This is a genomic window from Stenotrophomonas maltophilia, from assembly GCF_047497515.2.
Taxonomy (GTDB): domain Bacteria; phylum Pseudomonadota; class Gammaproteobacteria; order Xanthomonadales; family Xanthomonadaceae; genus Stenotrophomonas.
On record NZ_JAXAXL020000019.1, the window covers coordinates 1 to 15,302 of the forward strand.

General features: G+C 68.3%; 17 protein-coding genes and 1 riboswitch. Of the genes, 9 read left to right on the top strand and 8 right to left on the bottom strand.

Annotated features, from left to right (window positions below):
- Positions 1–114: 114 nt before the first annotated feature.
- Positions 115–378: a hypothetical protein gene (locus ACMZPQ_RS19605; protein ID WP_197580414.1), complete on the bottom strand. Its 264-nt coding sequence runs from the start codon at positions 376–378 to the stop codon at positions 115–117.
- A 158-nt stretch (positions 379–536) separates the two neighbouring features.
- Here ACMZPQ_RS19605 and ACMZPQ_RS19610 point away from each other — a divergent pair, with 158 nt between their 5' ends.
- From ACMZPQ_RS19610 to ACMZPQ_RS19620, 3 genes are read left to right on the top strand one after another with little or no spacing between them, the layout of a single operon-like run.
- Complete coding sequence (locus ACMZPQ_RS19610) at positions 537–1,601, top strand: class I SAM-dependent methyltransferase (RefSeq protein WP_197580413.1); 1,065 nt, start codon at positions 537–539, stop codon at positions 1,599–1,601.
- Positions 1,598–2,299 (top strand): pseudouridine synthase, encoded by a 702-nt coding sequence (locus ACMZPQ_RS19615; RefSeq protein ID WP_008265578.1) that lies wholly within the window; start codon positions 1,598–1,600, stop codon positions 2,297–2,299. Before ACMZPQ_RS19610 ends, ACMZPQ_RS19615 begins: the two co-directional genes overlap by 4 nt.
- The gene (locus ACMZPQ_RS19620; RefSeq protein WP_197580412.1) at positions 2,296–2,979 is read left to right on the top strand and encodes an HAD family hydrolase; all 684 of its coding nucleotides are present in this window, start codon (positions 2,296–2,298) and stop codon (positions 2,977–2,979) included. The genes ACMZPQ_RS19615 and ACMZPQ_RS19620 overlap by 4 nt, the downstream gene beginning before the upstream one ends.
- A 96-nt stretch (positions 2,980–3,075) precedes the next feature.
- Here ACMZPQ_RS19620 and fabB read toward each other — a convergent pair whose 3' ends face one another.
- Together fabB and fabA are read right to left on the bottom strand one after the other, a co-directional pair.
- Positions 3,076–4,284, bottom strand: coding sequence for a beta-ketoacyl-ACP synthase I (gene fabB / locus ACMZPQ_RS19625; protein ID WP_197580411.1), 1,209 nt, complete (start codon positions 4,282–4,284; stop codon positions 3,076–3,078).
- Positions 4,284–4,799 carry a 3-hydroxyacyl-[acyl-carrier-protein] dehydratase FabA gene (fabA, locus tag ACMZPQ_RS19630; protein ID WP_004154008.1) on the bottom strand — a complete coding sequence of 172 codons (516 nt, stop codon included), beginning with the start codon at positions 4,797–4,799 and terminating at the stop codon, positions 4,284–4,286. The genes fabB and fabA overlap by 1 nt, the downstream gene beginning before the upstream one ends.
- Positions 4,800–4,990: 191 nt before the next feature.
- Here fabA and dinB point away from each other — a divergent pair, with 191 nt between their 5' ends.
- The gene (dinB, locus tag ACMZPQ_RS19635) at positions 4,991–6,079 is read left to right on the top strand and encodes a DNA polymerase IV (RefSeq protein ID WP_197580410.1); all 1,089 of its coding nucleotides are present in this window, start codon (positions 4,991–4,993) and stop codon (positions 6,077–6,079) included.
- 197 nt (positions 6,080–6,276) lie between these two features.
- Here the strand turns inward: dinB and ACMZPQ_RS19640 are convergent, their stop codons facing one another.
- A complete protein-coding gene (locus tag ACMZPQ_RS19640; protein ID WP_197580409.1) occupies positions 6,277–7,191 on the bottom strand; it encodes an MBL fold metallo-hydrolase in 915 nt (304 codons plus the stop codon).
- A gap of 137 nt (positions 7,192–7,328) precedes the next feature.
- The gene (locus ACMZPQ_RS19645; protein WP_197580408.1) at positions 7,329–7,967 is read right to left on the bottom strand and encodes an NAD(P)-dependent oxidoreductase; all 639 of its coding nucleotides are present in this window, start codon (positions 7,965–7,967) and stop codon (positions 7,329–7,331) included.
- Between the two features lie 108 nt (positions 7,968–8,075).
- Here ACMZPQ_RS19645 and ACMZPQ_RS19650 point away from each other — a divergent pair, with 108 nt between their 5' ends.
- The 3 genes from ACMZPQ_RS19650 (at position 8,076) to gph (ending at position 10,515) form a co-directional block, all read left to right on the top strand.
- A complete protein-coding gene (locus ACMZPQ_RS19650) occupies positions 8,076–9,005 on the top strand; it encodes a LysR family transcriptional regulator (protein ID WP_197580407.1) in 930 nt (309 codons plus the stop codon).
- The gene (locus tag ACMZPQ_RS19655; protein ID WP_197580406.1) at positions 9,002–9,793 is read left to right on the top strand and encodes a methyltransferase domain-containing protein; all 792 of its coding nucleotides are present in this window, start codon (positions 9,002–9,004) and stop codon (positions 9,791–9,793) included. Before ACMZPQ_RS19650 ends, ACMZPQ_RS19655 begins: the two co-directional genes overlap by 4 nt.
- 65 nt (positions 9,794–9,858) lie before the next feature.
- Complete coding sequence (gene gph / locus ACMZPQ_RS19660; RefSeq protein ID WP_197580405.1) at positions 9,859–10,515, top strand: phosphoglycolate phosphatase; 657 nt, start codon at positions 9,859–9,861, stop codon at positions 10,513–10,515.
- Between the two features lie 141 nt (positions 10,516–10,656).
- Here the strand turns inward: gph and btuB are convergent, their stop codons facing one another.
- Entirely contained in the window at positions 10,657–12,498 is a 1,842-nt protein-coding gene (gene btuB / locus ACMZPQ_RS19665) for a TonB-dependent vitamin B12 receptor (protein ID WP_197580404.1), read from the bottom strand.
- A 114-nt stretch (positions 12,499–12,612) separates the two neighbouring features.
- A riboswitch (cobalamin riboswitch) is annotated at positions 12,613–12,835 on the bottom strand.
- A gap of 131 nt (positions 12,836–12,966) precedes the next feature.
- Between btuB and ACMZPQ_RS19670 the strand changes: the two genes are divergently transcribed.
- Positions 12,967–13,545 (top strand): histidine phosphatase family protein, encoded by a 579-nt coding sequence (locus ACMZPQ_RS19670; protein WP_197580403.1) that lies wholly within the window; start codon positions 12,967–12,969, stop codon positions 13,543–13,545.
- 91 nt (positions 13,546–13,636) lie between these two features.
- Here the strand turns inward: ACMZPQ_RS19670 and ACMZPQ_RS19675 are convergent, their stop codons facing one another.
- Both ACMZPQ_RS19675 and msrC read right to left on the bottom strand, forming a co-directional pair.
- Positions 13,637–13,999: a TfoX/Sxy family DNA transformation protein gene (locus tag ACMZPQ_RS19675; protein ID WP_197580402.1), complete on the bottom strand. Its 363-nt coding sequence runs from the start codon at positions 13,997–13,999 to the stop codon at positions 13,637–13,639.
- Entirely contained in the window at positions 13,996–14,478 is a 483-nt protein-coding gene (gene msrC / locus ACMZPQ_RS19680; protein ID WP_197580401.1) for a free L-methionine (R)-S-oxide reductase MsrC, read from the bottom strand. Before msrC ends, ACMZPQ_RS19675 begins: the two co-directional genes overlap by 4 nt.
- Positions 14,479–14,546: 68 nt before the next feature.
- On the opposite strand from msrC, the gene bioD reads away from it, so the two are divergent.
- On the top strand, positions 14,547–15,230 hold the full coding sequence (bioD, locus tag ACMZPQ_RS19685; RefSeq protein WP_197580400.1) for a dethiobiotin synthase: 684 nt from the start codon (positions 14,547–14,549) through the stop codon (positions 15,228–15,230).
- Positions 15,231–15,302: the final 72 nt, after the last annotated feature.

Consider the following 15,302-nt stretch of genomic DNA (forward strand, 5'->3'; position numbering starts at 1 on the left):
ATGCAGTAGATCCACGCCACGCGTGGATGAGCGCGTCAGATCCACGCAATGCAGTAGATCCACGCCACGCGTGGATGGGCGCGTCAAACCCACGTCACGCGTGGCCGCCGTCCATCAATGCTCGAACAACGTCGGCGTGGCCTCGAACCGGCGCGCATAGGCGCGTTCTTCCGCCACCCGGGCGACCTCGTCGTCAGCCATGTCGGGCGCACCGTACACCGCGTACGCAACGCTGCCGTCGGCGCCATGGCCGACCTGGTGCAGCCGGTAGCGCGAGTGGCCGCCGCCGGTGTCCTCGGGGTAATGCACGGGCGGATGGCTGCCTTCCAGGTCCATTTCACTGTTGTCGACCACGCCACCGACGAACAAGGCTCGCATGCAGGTTCTCCTGGGTTTCCGGGGGGAGCCCCTACCCTGACCGTTTCAATGTTGCTGGCACATCAAGGCCCCGTTCGGGTTTCGCAAAGTGGCCGGCCGGGGCCCGAGCGGCCAAGCCGGTACAATGGACGGCCCTCACGCTTGAAGTACCCGCGCCGATGGCCTCCAGCGACGACGCCCCCCTGCAGACCCTGTTCCTGCCGTTCTCCCAAGGTGCCCTGCGCTGGCCCGAGGGCCCGGTGGCCTTCCTGCGTGCCCGCGATGGCTGGCCGCTGCGCGAAGCCGCCGGCAACCGCGAGGTGCACTGCGAACAGAGCTTCGCCCCGTTCGCGCAGCCGCTGCAGCAGGCCGCCGGCTGGACCGTCAGCGGCCAGCTGGACGACGTGGCCGGCAAGGGCCGCTACCCGCTGGTGCTGGTGCTGCCACCCCGCCAGCGCGAAGAGGCCCGTGCGCTGTTCGCCCGCGCGCTGGCGCTGGTCGCCGACGGCGGCCGCATCGTGGCCTGCCAGTCCAACAATGAGGGTGCGCGCTCCGGCGAAGGCGACCTCAAGCAGCTGACCGGCCTCGGTGGCAGCCTGACCAAGAACCACTGCCGCGTGTACTGGACCGCGCCGCTGCAGGGCCAGCACGATGCCGACCTGGCCAAGCGCTGGTCGGCGCTGGATGCGGTGCGCCCGATCGTCGGCGGCCGTTTCCTCAGCCGCCCGGGCGTGTTCGCCTGGGACCGCATCGATCCGGCCTCGGCATTGCTGGCCGAACACCTGCCGGCCGACCTGGCCGGGCGTGCCGCCGATCTCGGCGCCGGCTACGGCTACCTGTCGCGCGAGCTGCTGGAGCGCTGCCCGAAGATCACCGCACTGGACCTGTACGAGGCCGAGCAGCGCGCCCTGGCGCTGGCCGAACTGAACCTAGCGCCGCCGCCGCGCCCGCTGCCGCTGCGCTTCCTGTGGCGTGACGTCACCGCCGGCATCGAGCCGGGCTACGACGTCATCATCAGCAACCCGCCGTTCCACACGCCCTCGCGCGCCGACCGCCCGGATATCGGCCAGCGCTTCATCGCCGTGGCCGCGCAGGCGCTGCGCCCGGGCGGACGCCTGTACGTGGTGGCCAACCGCCACCTGCCGTACGAGTACACCCTCAACGAGAGCTTCGGCGCGGTGCGTGTGATTGCCGAGCGCGACGGTTTCAAGCTGGTTGAAGCGGTAAAGGGGAAGGGCCGATGAAGCTGGTCAAGCACATCGCCAACCTGGGCTATGGCAGCCGCAAGCAGGTGCAGTGGATGTTCCGCGAGGGCCGCGTGACCGATGCCGACGGCGAAGTGCTGTACGCCGACGACCAGGTGCCGCATGAGGCCATCCGCGTTGACGGCGAGCCGCTGGACCCGCCGGTGGGGCTGTCGATCGCGCTGCACAAGCCGGCCGGCTACACCTGTTCGACCAAGGACACCGGCCGCCTGATCTACGACCTGCTGCCGCCGCGCTTCCGCGACCGCGACCCGGTGCTGTCCACGGTCGGCCGCCTCGACCGCGAGACGAGTGGCCTGCTGCTGCTGACCGACGACGGTGGCCTGCTGCACCGGATCATCTCGCCGAAGTCGAAGCTGCCCAAGGTCTACGAGGTCGAGTTGAGCGAGGACCTGCGCGGCGACGAAGTGGCGCTGTTCGCCAGTGGCACGCTGATGCTGGAGTCCGAGAAGACGCCCCTGCTGCCGGCTGAACTCGAGGTGCTGGACGCGCGCCGCGCGCGCCTGGTGCTGCACGAAGGCCGCTACCATCAGGTACGCCGCATGTTCGCCGCCACCGGCAACCACGTGCAGGCCCTGCACCGCAGCCGCGTTGGCGGACTGGACCTGCAGGGGCTGGACGAGGGCCAATGGCGGCAGCTCACTTCCACTGACCTGGATACGTTGTTCGCTCCATGACCACCCTCGCCGCGCTGCCGTTCCTGCCCGACGCTGTCATCTTCGACATGGACGGCCTGATGATCGACAGCGAGCGGGTGGCGCTGGCCTGCTGGAGCGAGGCCGCCGACGAATTCGGGCTGGGCCTGGACGAAGCGGTGTTCCTGCGCATGGTCGGCCTCGGTGACCGTGACACGCACGCACTGCTGCGCGCGCAGGGCATCGAAGACAGCGTGATCGAGGCGGTGGCGGCACGCTGCCATGACCTGTATGAAGCACGCACGCAGACGGGCCTGCCGCTGCGGCCGGGCATCCTGGAGCTGCTGGAACTGCTGAAGGCGCACGCGATTCCGCGCGCGGTGGCGACCACCACGCGGCAGCCGCGCGCCAACCGCAAGCTGGCCGCGGCCGGCCTGCTGGCGTACTTCGATGCGGTGATCACCAGTGGTGACGTGGAGCGGCCGAAGCCGGCGCCGGATATCTACCTGCTGGCCGCGCAGCGGCTGGGCCAGGCACCGGAGCGCTGCCTGGCGCTGGAGGATTCACCGGCCGGTACGCGTGCCGCATTGGCGGCCGGCATGACCGTGATCCAGGTGCCGGACCTGGTGCACCCGGATGAGGAACTGCGCGCGCTCGGCCACCGCATCGTCGGCTCGCTGGTGGACGCACACGCGCTGCTGCTTCCCTTGTTGCCTAAATAAGGTGGGTGCCAACCGCCCCTGACGGTGGGTGCCAACCTTGGTTGGCACACCCCAATGCCCCGGTGGGTGCCGACCGTTGGTCGGCACACCTTCCCCTTACACCCGCCCGAACACCAGCGCGGCGTTGGTGCCACCGAAGCCAAAGCTGTTGGACATCACCGTATCCAGCTTCTGCTCGCGGCTTTCGCGCAGGATCGGGAAGCTCTCCACCTTCGGGTCCAGCTCGGCGATGTTGGCCGAACCGGCAACGAAACCGTCGCGCATCATCAGCAGGCAGTAGATCGCCTCGTGCACGCTGGCCGCGCCCAGCGAGTGGCCGGACAGTGCCTTGGTCGAGGACAGCGGCGGCACCGCATCGCCGAACACTTCCCGGATCGCGTTGAGCTCGGTGACGTCGCCCAGCGGGGTCGAGGTGCCGTGGGTGTTGAGGTAGTCCAGCGGGCGATCGATGCCCTGCAGCGCCATCTTCATGCAGCGCACGGCGCCTTCGCCAGACGGCGCCACCATGTCGGCACCGTCGGAGGTCACGCCGTAGCCGATCAGTTCGGCATGGATGTGCGCACCGCGTGCGACGGCGTGGTCGTAGTCTTCCAGCACCAGCATGCCGCCGCCGCCGGCGATGACGAAGCCGTCGCGGTCCTTGTCATAGGGGCGCGAGGCGCTGGCCGGGGTTTCGTTGAAGCTGGTCGACAGCGCGCCCATCGCATCGAACATCACGCTCATCGACCAGTGCAGGTCTTCGCCGCCACCGGCGAACATGATGTCCTGCGCGCCGTGGCGGATCATGTCCGCGGCTGCGCCGATGCAGTGCGCCGAGGTCGCGCAGGCGGCCGACAGCGAGTAGCTGACGCCCTTGATCTGGTAGGCGGTGGCCAGGCAGGCCGAGACCGTCGAGCACATCGTGCGCGGCACCATGTACGGGCCGACCTTGCGCACGCCACGTTCGCGCAGCAGGTCGACCGCGCCGATCTGCCATTCGCTGGAGCCGCCACCGGAACCGGCGATCAGGCCGGTGCGCAGGTTGCTGACCTGCTCGGGGCTGAGCCCGGCATCGGCGATGGCATCGCGCATGGACAGGTAGGCAAAGGCCGCCGCATCGCTCATGAAGCGCTTCTGCTTGCGGTCGATCAGCGCGTCCAGGTCGAGGTCGACACGGCCACCGACCTGGCTGCGCAGCCCGGCTTCGGCGTGGTCGGCCAGCGCGGTGATGCCCGAGCGGCCTTCGCGCAGCGCGGCCGAAACGGTATCCAGATCATTGCCAAGGCAGGACGTGATGCCCATGCCGGTGATGACGACGCGACGCATCAGAAGCTCCCGGTTTCAGTGAACAGGCCGACGCGCAGGTCGCGCGCGCTGTAGATTTCGCGGTCATCCACGTACATGCGGGCGTCCGACTGGGCCATCACCAGCTTGCGGTTGATGACCCGGCTGATGTCGATCTCGTAGCGCACGAGCTTGGCATCCGGCAGCACCTGGCCGGTGAACTTCACTTCACCGCAGCCCAGCGCGCGGCCCTTGCCGGGCGCGCCCAGCCAGGTCAGGAAGAAGCCGGTCAGCTGCCACATGGCATCCAGCCCCAGGCAGCCGGGCATCACCGGGTCGCCGATGAAATGGCAGCCGAAGAACCACAGGTCCGGGCGGATATCCAGTTCGGCGCGCACCATGCCTTTGCCATGCGGTCCGCCGTCCTCGCGGATTTCGGTGATGCGGTCGAACATCAGCATCGGATCGTTGGGCAGACGGCCGGCGGCGGCGCCGAACAGTTCACCGCGTGCGCTGGCCAGCAGCTGGTCGCGGTTGAACGCGTGGAGACGAGTCATGGAAAGCGCAATCCTGGAAGCGAAAACGGGGCAACAAGTCGCCGAGGATGCACGACGGTTGCAACGGGAATCAAACCGCCGCACCGTACGCGTGCGTAGTGTTTTCCCCCCAAGTCGCGCATCCCGTTGATGCACAACGACCATACTTCGCCGTCTGGACCGGTACGGTGCGGGTATGATGTCGGCCAACCATGAACGCACTGCGCAAGATCATCCACGTCGACATGGACGCCTTCTACGCGTCGGTGGAGCAGCGCGACGATCCGTCACTGCGCGGCAAGCCGGTGGTCGTGGCATGGCGCGGTGCCCGTTCGGTGGTGTGCGCTGCCTCCTACGAGGCCCGCGTATTCGGGGTGCGTTCGGCGATGCCGGCGCTGCGTGCCGAACGCCTGTGTCCGGATGCGATCTTCGTGCCGCCGGACTTCGCACGTTACAAAGCGGTATCACGCCAGGTGCGCGAGATCTTCCTGCGGCATACCGACCTGGTCGAGCCGCTGTCGCTGGACGAGGCCTACCTGGATGTGACCGAACCGAAGAGTGGCATCGAACTGGCCACTGACATCGCCCGCACCATCCGCACGCAGATCCGTGAAGAGACCCAGCTGACTGCTTCAGCCGGGATCGCGCCGAACAAGTTCCTGGCCAAGATCGCGTCGGACTGGCGCAAGCCGGACGGCCAGTTCGTGATTCCACCGCAGCGTGTGGAAGCGTTCCTTACGCCGCTGCCGGTGAACCGGGTGCCCGGCGTGGGCAAGGTGATGGAAGGCAAGCTGGCCGCGCGCGGCATCGTCACCTGCGGCGACCTGCGGCAGTGGGCGCTGATCGATCTGGAAGAGGCGTTCGGCAGCTTCGGCCGCAGCCTGTACAACCGCGCACGCGGTGTGGACGAGCGGCCGGTGGAACCCGACCAGCAGGTGCAGTCGATTTCTTCGGAGGACACCTTCGCCGAGGACCTGCTGCTGGAAGACCTGGGCGAGGCGATCGTGCAGCTGGCGGAAAAGACCTGGAATGCCACGCGCAAGACCGAGCGCGTCGGCCACACCGTGGTGCTGAAACTGAAGACCGCCCAGTTCCGCATCCTCACCCGCAGCTTCACCCCCGAACGGCCGCCCGAGTCGATGCAGGAACTGCGCGACATCGCCCTGGCCCTGCGCGCCCGCGTCGACCTGCCGGCCGAAACCCGCTACCGTCTGGTCGGTGTCGGGCTGGGCGGTTTCCGCGAAAAGGAGCCGGTGGTGCAGGGCGAGTTGTTCGAGCACACCCAGACCGATCATCCCTGATCGTTCATCCACGCATGGCGTGGATCTACGTGTCGACCAAGGTCGACACCCGCCAAGAGCGGGTCATGCCATCCAGACAGGTTGCGGACCCATCCCGCCCACTCTCAGGAAACCAGCTTCTGCTCCGGCTGTTGCCGGCCAGCGGCCGGCACTACCGCGGGTGCAGGGCGAAGCCCTGCAAAAGAAAACCCCCTACCTCATGGCCACTGCATCTCGCCCTTGGCCACTTTCGCACTCAGCTCCAGCGACTCCACGCCGGCCAGCTTCGGGTAACGCGCCTGCATTGCCTTTACCAGCGCTGCACTGTCCTTGGCCTTTGCCGTCTCGGCATCGAAGGCGCGAATGTAATCCGCGGTGAAGCGCAGGGCACTGGTATCCAGCGCCGCACCGGGGGCGTAGTGCCCCGGCACCACCACCTTCGGCTTCAGCGCCTGCAGCCGCCGCAGCATCTGCAACCAATCAGCGTGCGATTCCGGCGTCTGCGTATCGGCCATCCACACATGCTCGCCCGCCACCACCGGAATGCCGCCGACGATCGCGCGCAGCGACGGCACCCACAGCACGCTGCGGTCCGGGGTCGGGCCATCCAGGCCGATCAGCGGCAGGCGTTCACCTTCCAACTGCAGCGCTCCGCCCTCGAGCACCTGCGGCATCACGATGCGCTTGGGCACGTCTGTCCCCATCTTCGGGCCCCAGTAGGCCAGCTTGCCGGCCTGGGTCTGCCGGATGTGGGCCACGGTCTGCGCGGTGGCGACGATGCGCGCCTTCGGGAACGCATCCTGCAGCGTGGCCAGGCCGAAGTAGTAGTCCGGATCGCCATGGCTGATGTAGATCGTGGTCAGCTGCTTGCCGCTGGCGCGGATCAGGTCCACCAGCTTGCGTGCATCGCTGGCGCCGAACTGCGCATCGACCAGGATCGCGTCATGGCGGCCTTCGATCAGCACCGAGGACACCGAAAACATCGCCTGCGGGCCGGGATGGAAGGTCTGCAGGTGCAGCTGGGTTTTCGTTGCCGTGGCCGCCGCCGGGGAGGGGGCCGGTGCAGCCAGCAACGGAGCGCTGGCGAAGCTGGAGGCCAGGGCGAGGGGAAGCAACAGGGCAGCGGTACGCATGGGGGATTCCTTGTGTCGGATGGGGAGCCGAGCGTGGGCTATGCCGGGCGTCCTTGCCCGGCACCTACGGGCCGTCGCAAGCGACGTTGGCAACGGCTCCTGCCGCTGCCTTCGGCTGTACAGGGCAGGCGCGTCGATCAGTACGCTGCCGTGATGATCTGCTTCGGGTACTGGTGCGCTTCCAGCTCGGCGACGAAGGCGGCGCCATAGTCGGCGTAGCTGATGCGGCTGTGGCCGCTGGCGTCGGCCAGGAACGCCTTGGGCTGCACGCGGTACTGGCCGCGCTCTTCACCCGGGCCGATTTCGGCGGCCGGCGAGAAGAAGGTCCAGTCCAGGTCCTCCACCGCCTGCAGGCGCTTGAAGGCTTCGCGGTGGGCCAGCGCGTACGGCTTGTAGGCGTCCGGGAAGTCCGGGGTATCGACCAGCTGCACGCCCGGCGCGACTTCCAGGCTGCCGGCGCCGCCGACCACCACCAGGCGCGGCACGCCGGCCTTGCGCGCGGCCGCGGCCAGCTGCGCGGCGACGTCGCCGACGCGGCCGATGTCATCGCCCGGACGCGGGCCGTAGGCGCTGGCCAGCACGTCGTGGCCGGCGATGGCGGCAACCAGTGCGTGCTGGTCATCCAGCGAAGCGATCACCGGATGGGCGCCGGCCAGCTCGGCCGGAAGATCCTGCGCGCTGCGCACGATGACGGTGAGTTGGTGGCCGTGGGCCAGCGCGTGGCGGGCGATCTGGCGGCCGATATTGCCGGTGGAACCGACGAGGGCGATCTTCATGGCAGGACTCCGTGGAGCGGTGTGGGGTGGGAATGGGGCCACTCTAGGTCGCTGCAGTCGCTCGAAAAACAGCGTATAACGCGCTTGTTTGTTGCAGAAATCGAGCAGATGGACCGATTGACCGCCATGACCGTGTTCGTCGAGGTGGCCGAACGCGGCAGCCTCACCGCCGCCGCCGAGGTGCTGGACATGTCACGGGCGATGGTCACCCGCTACCTGGCCGAGGTTGAGGGCTGGCTGGGCGCGCGCCTGCTGCACCGGACCACCCGCCGGGTCAGCCTGACCGGTCCCGGCGAGGCGGCGCTGGCGCGCTTCCGGCAGATGCTGGCGATCGGCGAGGAACTGCAGGGTGAACTGGCCAGCGATGATCCCGAACCGCACGGCACGCTGCGGGTGACCGCCAGCGTGTCGTTTGGGCAGAGTCACCTGGCGCGCGCGGTGGCCGGCTTCGTCGCGCGCCACCCGGCGGCACGCATCGAGCTGTTGCTGGTCGACCGCACGGTGAACCTGGTGGAAGAGCGCGTCGATCTCGCGGTGCGCATCGCCCGCCAGATCGATCCCAGCCTGATCGCACGGCGGTTGGCCACCTGCCGCTCGGTGCTGTGCGCGACGCCATCGTACCTGCAGGCACGTGGCACGCCGACCGCGCCGGAACACCTGGCGGCACACAACTGCCTGACCCATCACTACGTCGGCAAGAGCCTGTGGCAGCTGCACCGCGATGGCCGTTCGCTGTCGGTGGCGGTGGGCGGCAACATCAGCGCCAACGAAGCCTCGCTGCTGCTGGAAGCGGTGCGTGCCGGCGCCGGCATCGCGATGCTGCCGACCTACCAGGTGGCGCCGCTGCTGCGCAGTGGTGAACTGATCGAGCTGCTGCCCGAATTCGGCCTGGACGAACTCGGCATTCATGCCGTGTACGCATCGCGGCGCCAGCAGCCCGCTATCATGCGGCGATTCCTGGATTTCCTGGGCGAGTGTTTTGCCAGCCCGGCCTTCCAGGATCTGGATTGGCGCCCACCCGGCAAGGAGCACACATGAACCATGGACAGGCTTTGATCGACCACAACCGTGCTGCCTGGAACCGCCAGGCCAGCGAGGTGCGCGAATGGTCGCGCCCGGTTGAAAGCTCAACCATCGCCGCCGCGCGCGAAGGGCGCTGGCAGGTGCATCTGACGCCGCGTGCACTGCCGCTGGACTGGCTGGGCGATGTGCGCGGCCGCCGCATCCTGTGCCTGGCTTCGGGCGGTGGACAGCAGGCGCCGGTGATGGCCGCGGCCGGCGCTGATGTCACCGTGTTCGACCTGTCCGACGGGCAGCTGGAGCAGGACCGCCAGGTCGCGGCGCGCGATGGCCTGCGGCTGCGCACGGTGCAGGGCGACATGCGCGATCTGCACGCCTTCGCCAACGGCAGTTTCGATGTGGTGTTCCAGCCGATCTCGAACCTGTACGTGCCCGACGTGCGCCCGGTGTGGAGCGAGTGCCACCGCGTGCTCGCGCGCGACGGCATGCTGATGGCCAGCTTCTACAACCCGGTGCTGTTTGTCGGTGCGCGCGATCCGCAGCTCGATACGCAGGGTTTGATCCGGCCGCAGTACGCCATTCCCTATTCGGACCTGGAAGACCTGTCGCCGGCCGAACGCGAGGCCAAGCTGGCGCGCGGCGATGCACTCACCTTCGGCCATAGCCTGACCGAACTGATCGGTGGCCAGCTCGACGCCGGCTTCGTCATCGATCGCTTCATGGAAGACTGGCAGCCGCAGCCGCGCTTCCTGATCGACCGCTATCTGCCTACGTTCCTGGCCACCCGCGCGCGCAGGATCGGCTGAGGCGGGCCTGCAGAAAAGCAGGGCGACGTACAATGGACGGCCCCACGTCGCACAGGTGCCGTCCCTTGTCGTATCCCTATCCGCTGGTCGTGTTCGACCTCGATGGCACGCTGGTCGACAGCGCGGCTGATATCGCCGAAGCACTGAACCGCACGCTGGAGGACATCGGTGTCGCGCGGGTGCCGGAAACCACGGTGCTGGGCTGGATCGGCGATGGCGTGCGTCGCTTGGTAGAGCAGGCCGTGCATGCTGCCGGCCGCGAGGTCGACCTGGCTGAAGTGATGCCGGTGTTCATGGTGCACTACCGTGAGTGCCTGCTGCGCAGCCCCCGCCTGTTCGATGGCGTGGCCGAGGCGTTGGCACAGCTGCGTGCGCGCAACGTGCCGCTGGCGATCTGCACCAACAAGCCCGAAGCGCTGGTGCCGCCGCTGCTGCAGCACCTGGGCATCGGTGATGCGTTCGCGCTGGTGCTGGGGGGCGATTCGCTGCCGCAGCGCAAGCCCAGCGGCGAACCACTGCGCCACATCGCCGCGCACTTCGGCCTGGCGGTGGATGCCTGCCTGATGGTCGGTGATTCGCTGACCGACTATCGCGCCGCTGAAGCGGCCGGCATGCCGATCGTGCTGGTGCGCTACGGCTATCCGCGTGGCCTGGACCTGGCCACCGCACATGCGGTGGCCGTGATCGACGACCTGCGTGAACTGCCCGGGTTGCAGCGCTGATGCAACGGATAACGCCGGTCGCCGGGCGGTAGCCCTGGCCGACGCAATGGGTAGTGCCGGCCGCTGGCCGGCAACCTGGGATGCGCAGCCGAAGGTCATGATGCTGCCGGCCAGCGGCCGGCACACCCATGACCGTTGCGGTCATTTCGGCTGGTAACGCATGCTCAGCTGGTACTCGCGGCCGGGCTGGTTGTACCACGCCACGGTCTCGTACCTGCGGTCGAACACGTTGGCCGCACGCGCCAGCAGCGACCAGGACGGCGTCAGCGCGTACTCGGCGCGCAGGTCCAGCGTGCCGTAGCCGCCGATCTTCACCGTGTTGGCGGCATCGTCGTAGCGCTTGCCCGCACCCTGCACGGTCAACCCGGCGCGGAAATCACCGAAGCGACGATCGATGTCCATCCGCGCGGTCTGCTGCGCACGACGTGGCAGTTCGTTGTCGAACTGGCTGCTGCCGCGGGTGCGATTGCGCGGGTCGGTGTAGCTCAGCTGCGCGTTGATGTCGAAGCCGGCCAACAGCACGCCACCGGTCAGCTCGGCGCCACGGATGCGCGCCTTCTCCACCTGCTGCATTTTCATCGTGAGCGCATCGTAGGTGATCAGGTCATCGATGCGGGTTTCGTACACGTCCAGGCCCCAATGCCAGCCCTGGCCCTGCTGCGACACACCGAGGTTGGCGCTCTTGGATTTCTCCGGCTTCAACGTCGGCACGCCGCTCCATGGGTCGTACAGGTCGCTGAAGGTCGGTGCCTTGAACGCGGTGCCGTAGCTGGCGTTGATGCGCAGGCCGTGGTCCAGCTGCATCGCCCAGCCGAGGCTGCCGGTGGCGTGGTTGCCGAATTGCTGGTTGTCGTCGTTGCGCGCGCTGGCCTGCAGCTGGTGGCGGCCGAAGCGGCCCTGGTACTGCACGAACACGCCAGTGTTGCGGCGGCTGTCAACGAGGTAGCCCGCGCTGCTGCCATCCAGGTTGTCTTCACTCCAGTCCACGCCGGCGCTCAGCAGCTGGCCCTCGGCCAGGCCGAAATCACCCTGCAGCGAGGCGCTGTTGCGGTGGGTCTGCGCGCTGCCGCGGGCACCGAAGTCGCCGAAGTTGTCCGACTCGTTGTCGCTGCGGCCGACGTTGGCAGTGAACGCCATGCGTTCGGAGGGGGTGTAGCGCACCTTGCCGGCCAGCACCTGCTGGCGGGTTTCCGAATAGTTGTAGTAACCGTCGTAGTGGTTCTTGCCGTCGGCGCGCAATGCGCTGCCTTCCACGTTCCACTGGTCGTTGAAGGTGTAGCCGCCACGCAGGCTCTTGGACAGGTTGCGGTAGCCGTCACGATCAGGCTCGTCGGCGAAGCAGCCGGCAAACAGCGTGGCCGAGCCGCGGCAGGCATCGATGCCATCGGAATGCTGGTAGGCGATGTCGGCTCCGAACCAGCCGCGTTCGGTACCGCCGCCGATGCCACCGCTGGCCTCACGCAGGCCATTGCTGCCGCCACCGAGCTGGAAGTGCGGAGCAAAATCGCCCTGGTTGCGGCGGGTGAAGATCTGGATCACGCCACCGATGGCGTCGGCGCCGTACAGGCTGGACTGTGGGCCGCGCACGATTTCCACGCGCTCGATCTGCGCCAGCGGCAGATCCTGGTACATGGCCAGGCCGAGGTCGGCGCTGTTGATGCGCACGCCATCGACCAGCACCACGGTGTGGCCGGAGTTGGTGCCGCGCAGGAACAGCGAGCTCTGCTTGCCGAGGCCGCCGGCGTTGGTCAGGTTGATGCCGGCGCGGCCGCGCAGCAGTTCCTGCAGCGAGGTGGCCTGGCTGGCTTCGATCTGCGCATGGTCGATCACCTGGGCCGGTGCGATGCTGTCCTGCAGGGCGATCGGGGTGCGGGTGGCAGTGACCAGGATCTGGTCGAGTGCGGTGGTGTCCTGGTTGGCATGGGCCAACGCGGGCAGGGCGACCAGCACGGCCAGGGACAGCATTCGGGACTGCAGCTTCATCGGGGGACTCCAGGTGCCACGCACGCCCGCGCAGCGAAGGGGAGGAGTCGCGAAGACAGGCAGCGCCGATGCCGCAGGCAGGCCACGGGCATCCAGCGCCATGCCCACCGCATCGCGACCTGAGGCTTCCGGGCCGGTCTCCGGGCTTGCCGCCAGGTGGCGCGAGGCCACCGTCCAGGCGCCTTCCCATGCCTGCGGCACAGTGGCGTTGTTGCCTGGAACTGACGTGCTTACCGTTGCGGGGGCAGCGCCGGCCTGGCGTGGAATCACGCGTCACCGGCTTCCCGTTTCAACCTGCCGGCCAAGGCCGCAGGTCACCTGGAAGTGCGCGCAGTCTACGGCATCGCAGGCACGCGCAGCGTCGAGCCTGCTCGACTGCCCTTAGAATGGCCCCTCAGATCCCGTGGTGCCGTTGCCGATGTCCGCCCGTTTTCCGCTGTTCCCGCGTTGCCTGTACGGGACGCACGCATGATCCTCGACCTGGTCCGCCATGCCGGCAACGGTCGCGATGAGTTCCTCGATGGCCGCACCGATCCACCGCAGCTGGCTCCGCTGCCACAGGAACTGGTCGACGCCTACGCCGCGCAGTCGTGGGAGCGGGTGATCAGTTCGCCGCGGCTGCGATCGCTGCACACCGCGATGGCATTGGCCACGCCGCGCGGGCTGGACGTGGAGGCGGACGAGGAATGGGAAGAACTGGATTTCGGCGACTGGGACGGCCAGTCCCTGTTCGATCTGCCGGAAGACGCGTTGGCGGCGTTCCATGCCGACCCGCATGCGTATCCGCCGCCGAATGGTGAGAGCTGGGGCCACTTCGAGCGGCGCATCGCGCGCGCGATGGATCGCCTGCTTGATGACGATGACCCGCTGCCGACGCTGGTGGTCAGCCACGGCGGCCCGTTGCGCATGGTGCTGTCGCAGGTGTGCGGCCTGCCGATGTCATTGTGCTGGGCGCTGCGCATCGACCACGGCACCCGCCTGCGGGTGCGGCTGGAGCGCGGTGAAGCAGGCCTGGTGGGCGAACTGCTGGAACTGCAGCAGCCCTGAGCGCACCCGCCGGGCATGGCCTGGCGCTACCGGTCCCGCATCACAGTGGTCGTGCCGGCCGCTGGCCGGCATCCCCAGGAACGCGGAGGCCTCAATCCTCGTCGGCGTGCTCGGCGACGCTGTCTTCCGCATCATCGTCGGCATCGAAGCGCAGCTCATGCACCGGGCCCGAAGCCGGGCCGGCTGCCTTCAATGGATGCGCGGCGATGCGTGCTTCGTAATCCTGCACCAGCGCTTCGCGCTGCGGCTCGCTCAGTTCCTGCCAGTGGCAGTCCAGCAACGCGCCTTCCAGCGAGTACAGCAGGTTCAGGCTGGGCTTGAAGCCGGCGCGCTTGACCTTGACGAACGCACCGACCGCACCGATCGCGGCCAGGTCGTCGCGGCTGCGCAGGCCGACCTGGCGCAGCCACGCTGCACTTTTCGGGCCGATGTTGCGCAGCTTCGGTGCGCTCATCCCAGGGCCTCGACGAACACGCGGGCGATGGCCTCCAGCCCGGCCTGGTCCTCGGCATCGAAGCGGCCAACCTTCGGGCTGTCGATGTCGAACACACCGATCAGTTCATCACCGCGCAGCAGCGGCACCACCAGTTCCGAACGCGAGGCCGAGTCGCAGGCGATATGGCCGGGGAAGGCGTCAACGTCGTCCACGCGCTGGGTCACGCGCTGGCTGGCGGCGGCACCGCACACGCCCTTGTCCAGCGGGATGCGCACGCAGGCCGGCAGGCCCTGGAACGGGCCGACCACCAGTTCCTTGCCGTCGTAGAGGTAGAAGCCGACCCAGTTCAGGTCGGGCAGGGCATGGTAGACCAGCGCGGAGAGGTTGGCCGCGTTGGCGATGCGGTCGGACTCGCCGTAGACCAGGCCTCGGGCCTGTTCCAGCAGCTGGGCGTATTGTTCCGGCTTGCTGCCGGAGAGCGAGGCATTGGCGAACATGCCCGCAGTCTAGCAAGCGTGCGGGGCCGGCGATAATGCACGCTCTGTTGCCCTGCTGGAGCCCATCAATGCCATTGCCCGCTACGCTGCCGCCCGCCCTGTTCGTGACCGGCACCGATACCGAGATCGGCAAGACCGCGGCCAGTACCGCGCTGCTGCATGCGCTGCGCCGCCGTGGCCTGCGCGCGGTCGGCATGAAGCCGGTGGCCAGCGGCAGCGAGGATCTGGGGCAGGGCCTGCGCAACGAGGACGCGCTGGCCCTGCAGGCGGCCAGCTGGCCGGTACCGGACTATGCCGACCTGAACCCGTATGCGCTGCGGCAGCCGCTGGCACCGGAGCTGGCGGCCGCTGAGGATGGCGTGCGGGTGGAACTGGCGCCCATCGTGGCCGCGTTTGAGCGCCTGCGTGCGCAGGCCGATGTCGTGGTGGTGGAGGGCGTTGGCGGCTGGTTGGCGCCGGTCTCGGCCACGCTGGACCAGTTGGACCTGGTGCGCGCGCTGCAGCTACCGGTGCTGCTGGTGGTGGGCATGCGGCTGGGCTGCGTCAACCATGCGCGGCTGACCGCGCAGTCGCTGCAGGCCAGCGGTGTGGCGTGCCTGGGCTGGTTGGGCAATCACATCGACCCGGCGATGCAGCGCCAGGACGAGAACATCGCCACGTTGCGGCAGCGCCTGCCGATGCCGTGCTGGGGGCGTTTGCCGCACCTGCCGCGTGCGGATGGCCAGATCCTGAGCACGCACCTGCTCGATTGACCTGGGGTAGTGCCGGCCGCTGGCCGGCAACCTCGATGTATTCACCTGCGTGCAGTTTCCGGCCAGCGGCCG

Coding starts and splice junctions, on each gene's coding strand:
- ACMZPQ_RS19605 (WP_197580414.1), bottom strand. CDS start 378: ATGCGAGCCTTGTTCGTCGGTGGCGTGGTCGACAACAGTGAAATGGAC.
- ACMZPQ_RS19610 (WP_197580413.1), top strand. CDS start 537: ATGGCCTCCAGCGACGACGCCCCCCTGCAGACCCTGTTCCTGCCGTTC.
- ACMZPQ_RS19615 (WP_008265578.1), top strand. CDS start 1,598: ATGAAGCTGGTCAAGCACATCGCCAACCTGGGCTATGGCAGCCGCAAG.
- ACMZPQ_RS19620 (WP_197580412.1), top strand. CDS start 2,296: ATGACCACCCTCGCCGCGCTGCCGTTCCTGCCCGACGCTGTCATCTTC.
- fabB (WP_197580411.1), bottom strand. CDS start 4,284: ATGCGTCGCGTCGTCATCACCGGCATGGGCATCACGTCCTGCCTTGGC.
- fabA (WP_004154008.1), bottom strand. CDS start 4,799: ATGACTCGTCTCCACGCGTTCAACCGCGACCAGCTGCTGGCCAGCGCA.
- dinB (WP_197580410.1), top strand. CDS start 4,991: ATGAACGCACTGCGCAAGATCATCCACGTCGACATGGACGCCTTCTAC.
- ACMZPQ_RS19640 (WP_197580409.1), bottom strand. CDS start 7,191: ATGCGTACCGCTGCCCTGTTGCTTCCCCTCGCCCTGGCCTCCAGCTTC.
- ACMZPQ_RS19645 (WP_197580408.1), bottom strand. CDS start 7,967: ATGAAGATCGCCCTCGTCGGTTCCACCGGCAATATCGGCCGCCAGATC.
- ACMZPQ_RS19650 (WP_197580407.1), top strand. CDS start 8,076: ATGGACCGATTGACCGCCATGACCGTGTTCGTCGAGGTGGCCGAACGC.
- ACMZPQ_RS19655 (WP_197580406.1), top strand. CDS start 9,002: ATGAACCATGGACAGGCTTTGATCGACCACAACCGTGCTGCCTGGAAC.
- btuB (WP_197580404.1), bottom strand. CDS start 12,498: ATGAAGCTGCAGTCCCGAATGCTGTCCCTGGCCGTGCTGGTCGCCCTG.
- ACMZPQ_RS19670 (WP_197580403.1), top strand. CDS start 12,967: ATGATCCTCGACCTGGTCCGCCATGCCGGCAACGGTCGCGATGAGTTC.
- ACMZPQ_RS19675 (WP_197580402.1), bottom strand. CDS start 13,999: ATGAGCGCACCGAAGCTGCGCAACATCGGCCCGAAAAGTGCAGCGTGG.
- msrC (WP_197580401.1), bottom strand. CDS start 14,478: ATGTTCGCCAATGCCTCGCTCTCCGGCAGCAAGCCGGAACAATACGCC.
- bioD (WP_197580400.1), top strand. CDS start 14,547: ATGCCATTGCCCGCTACGCTGCCGCCCGCCCTGTTCGTGACCGGCACC.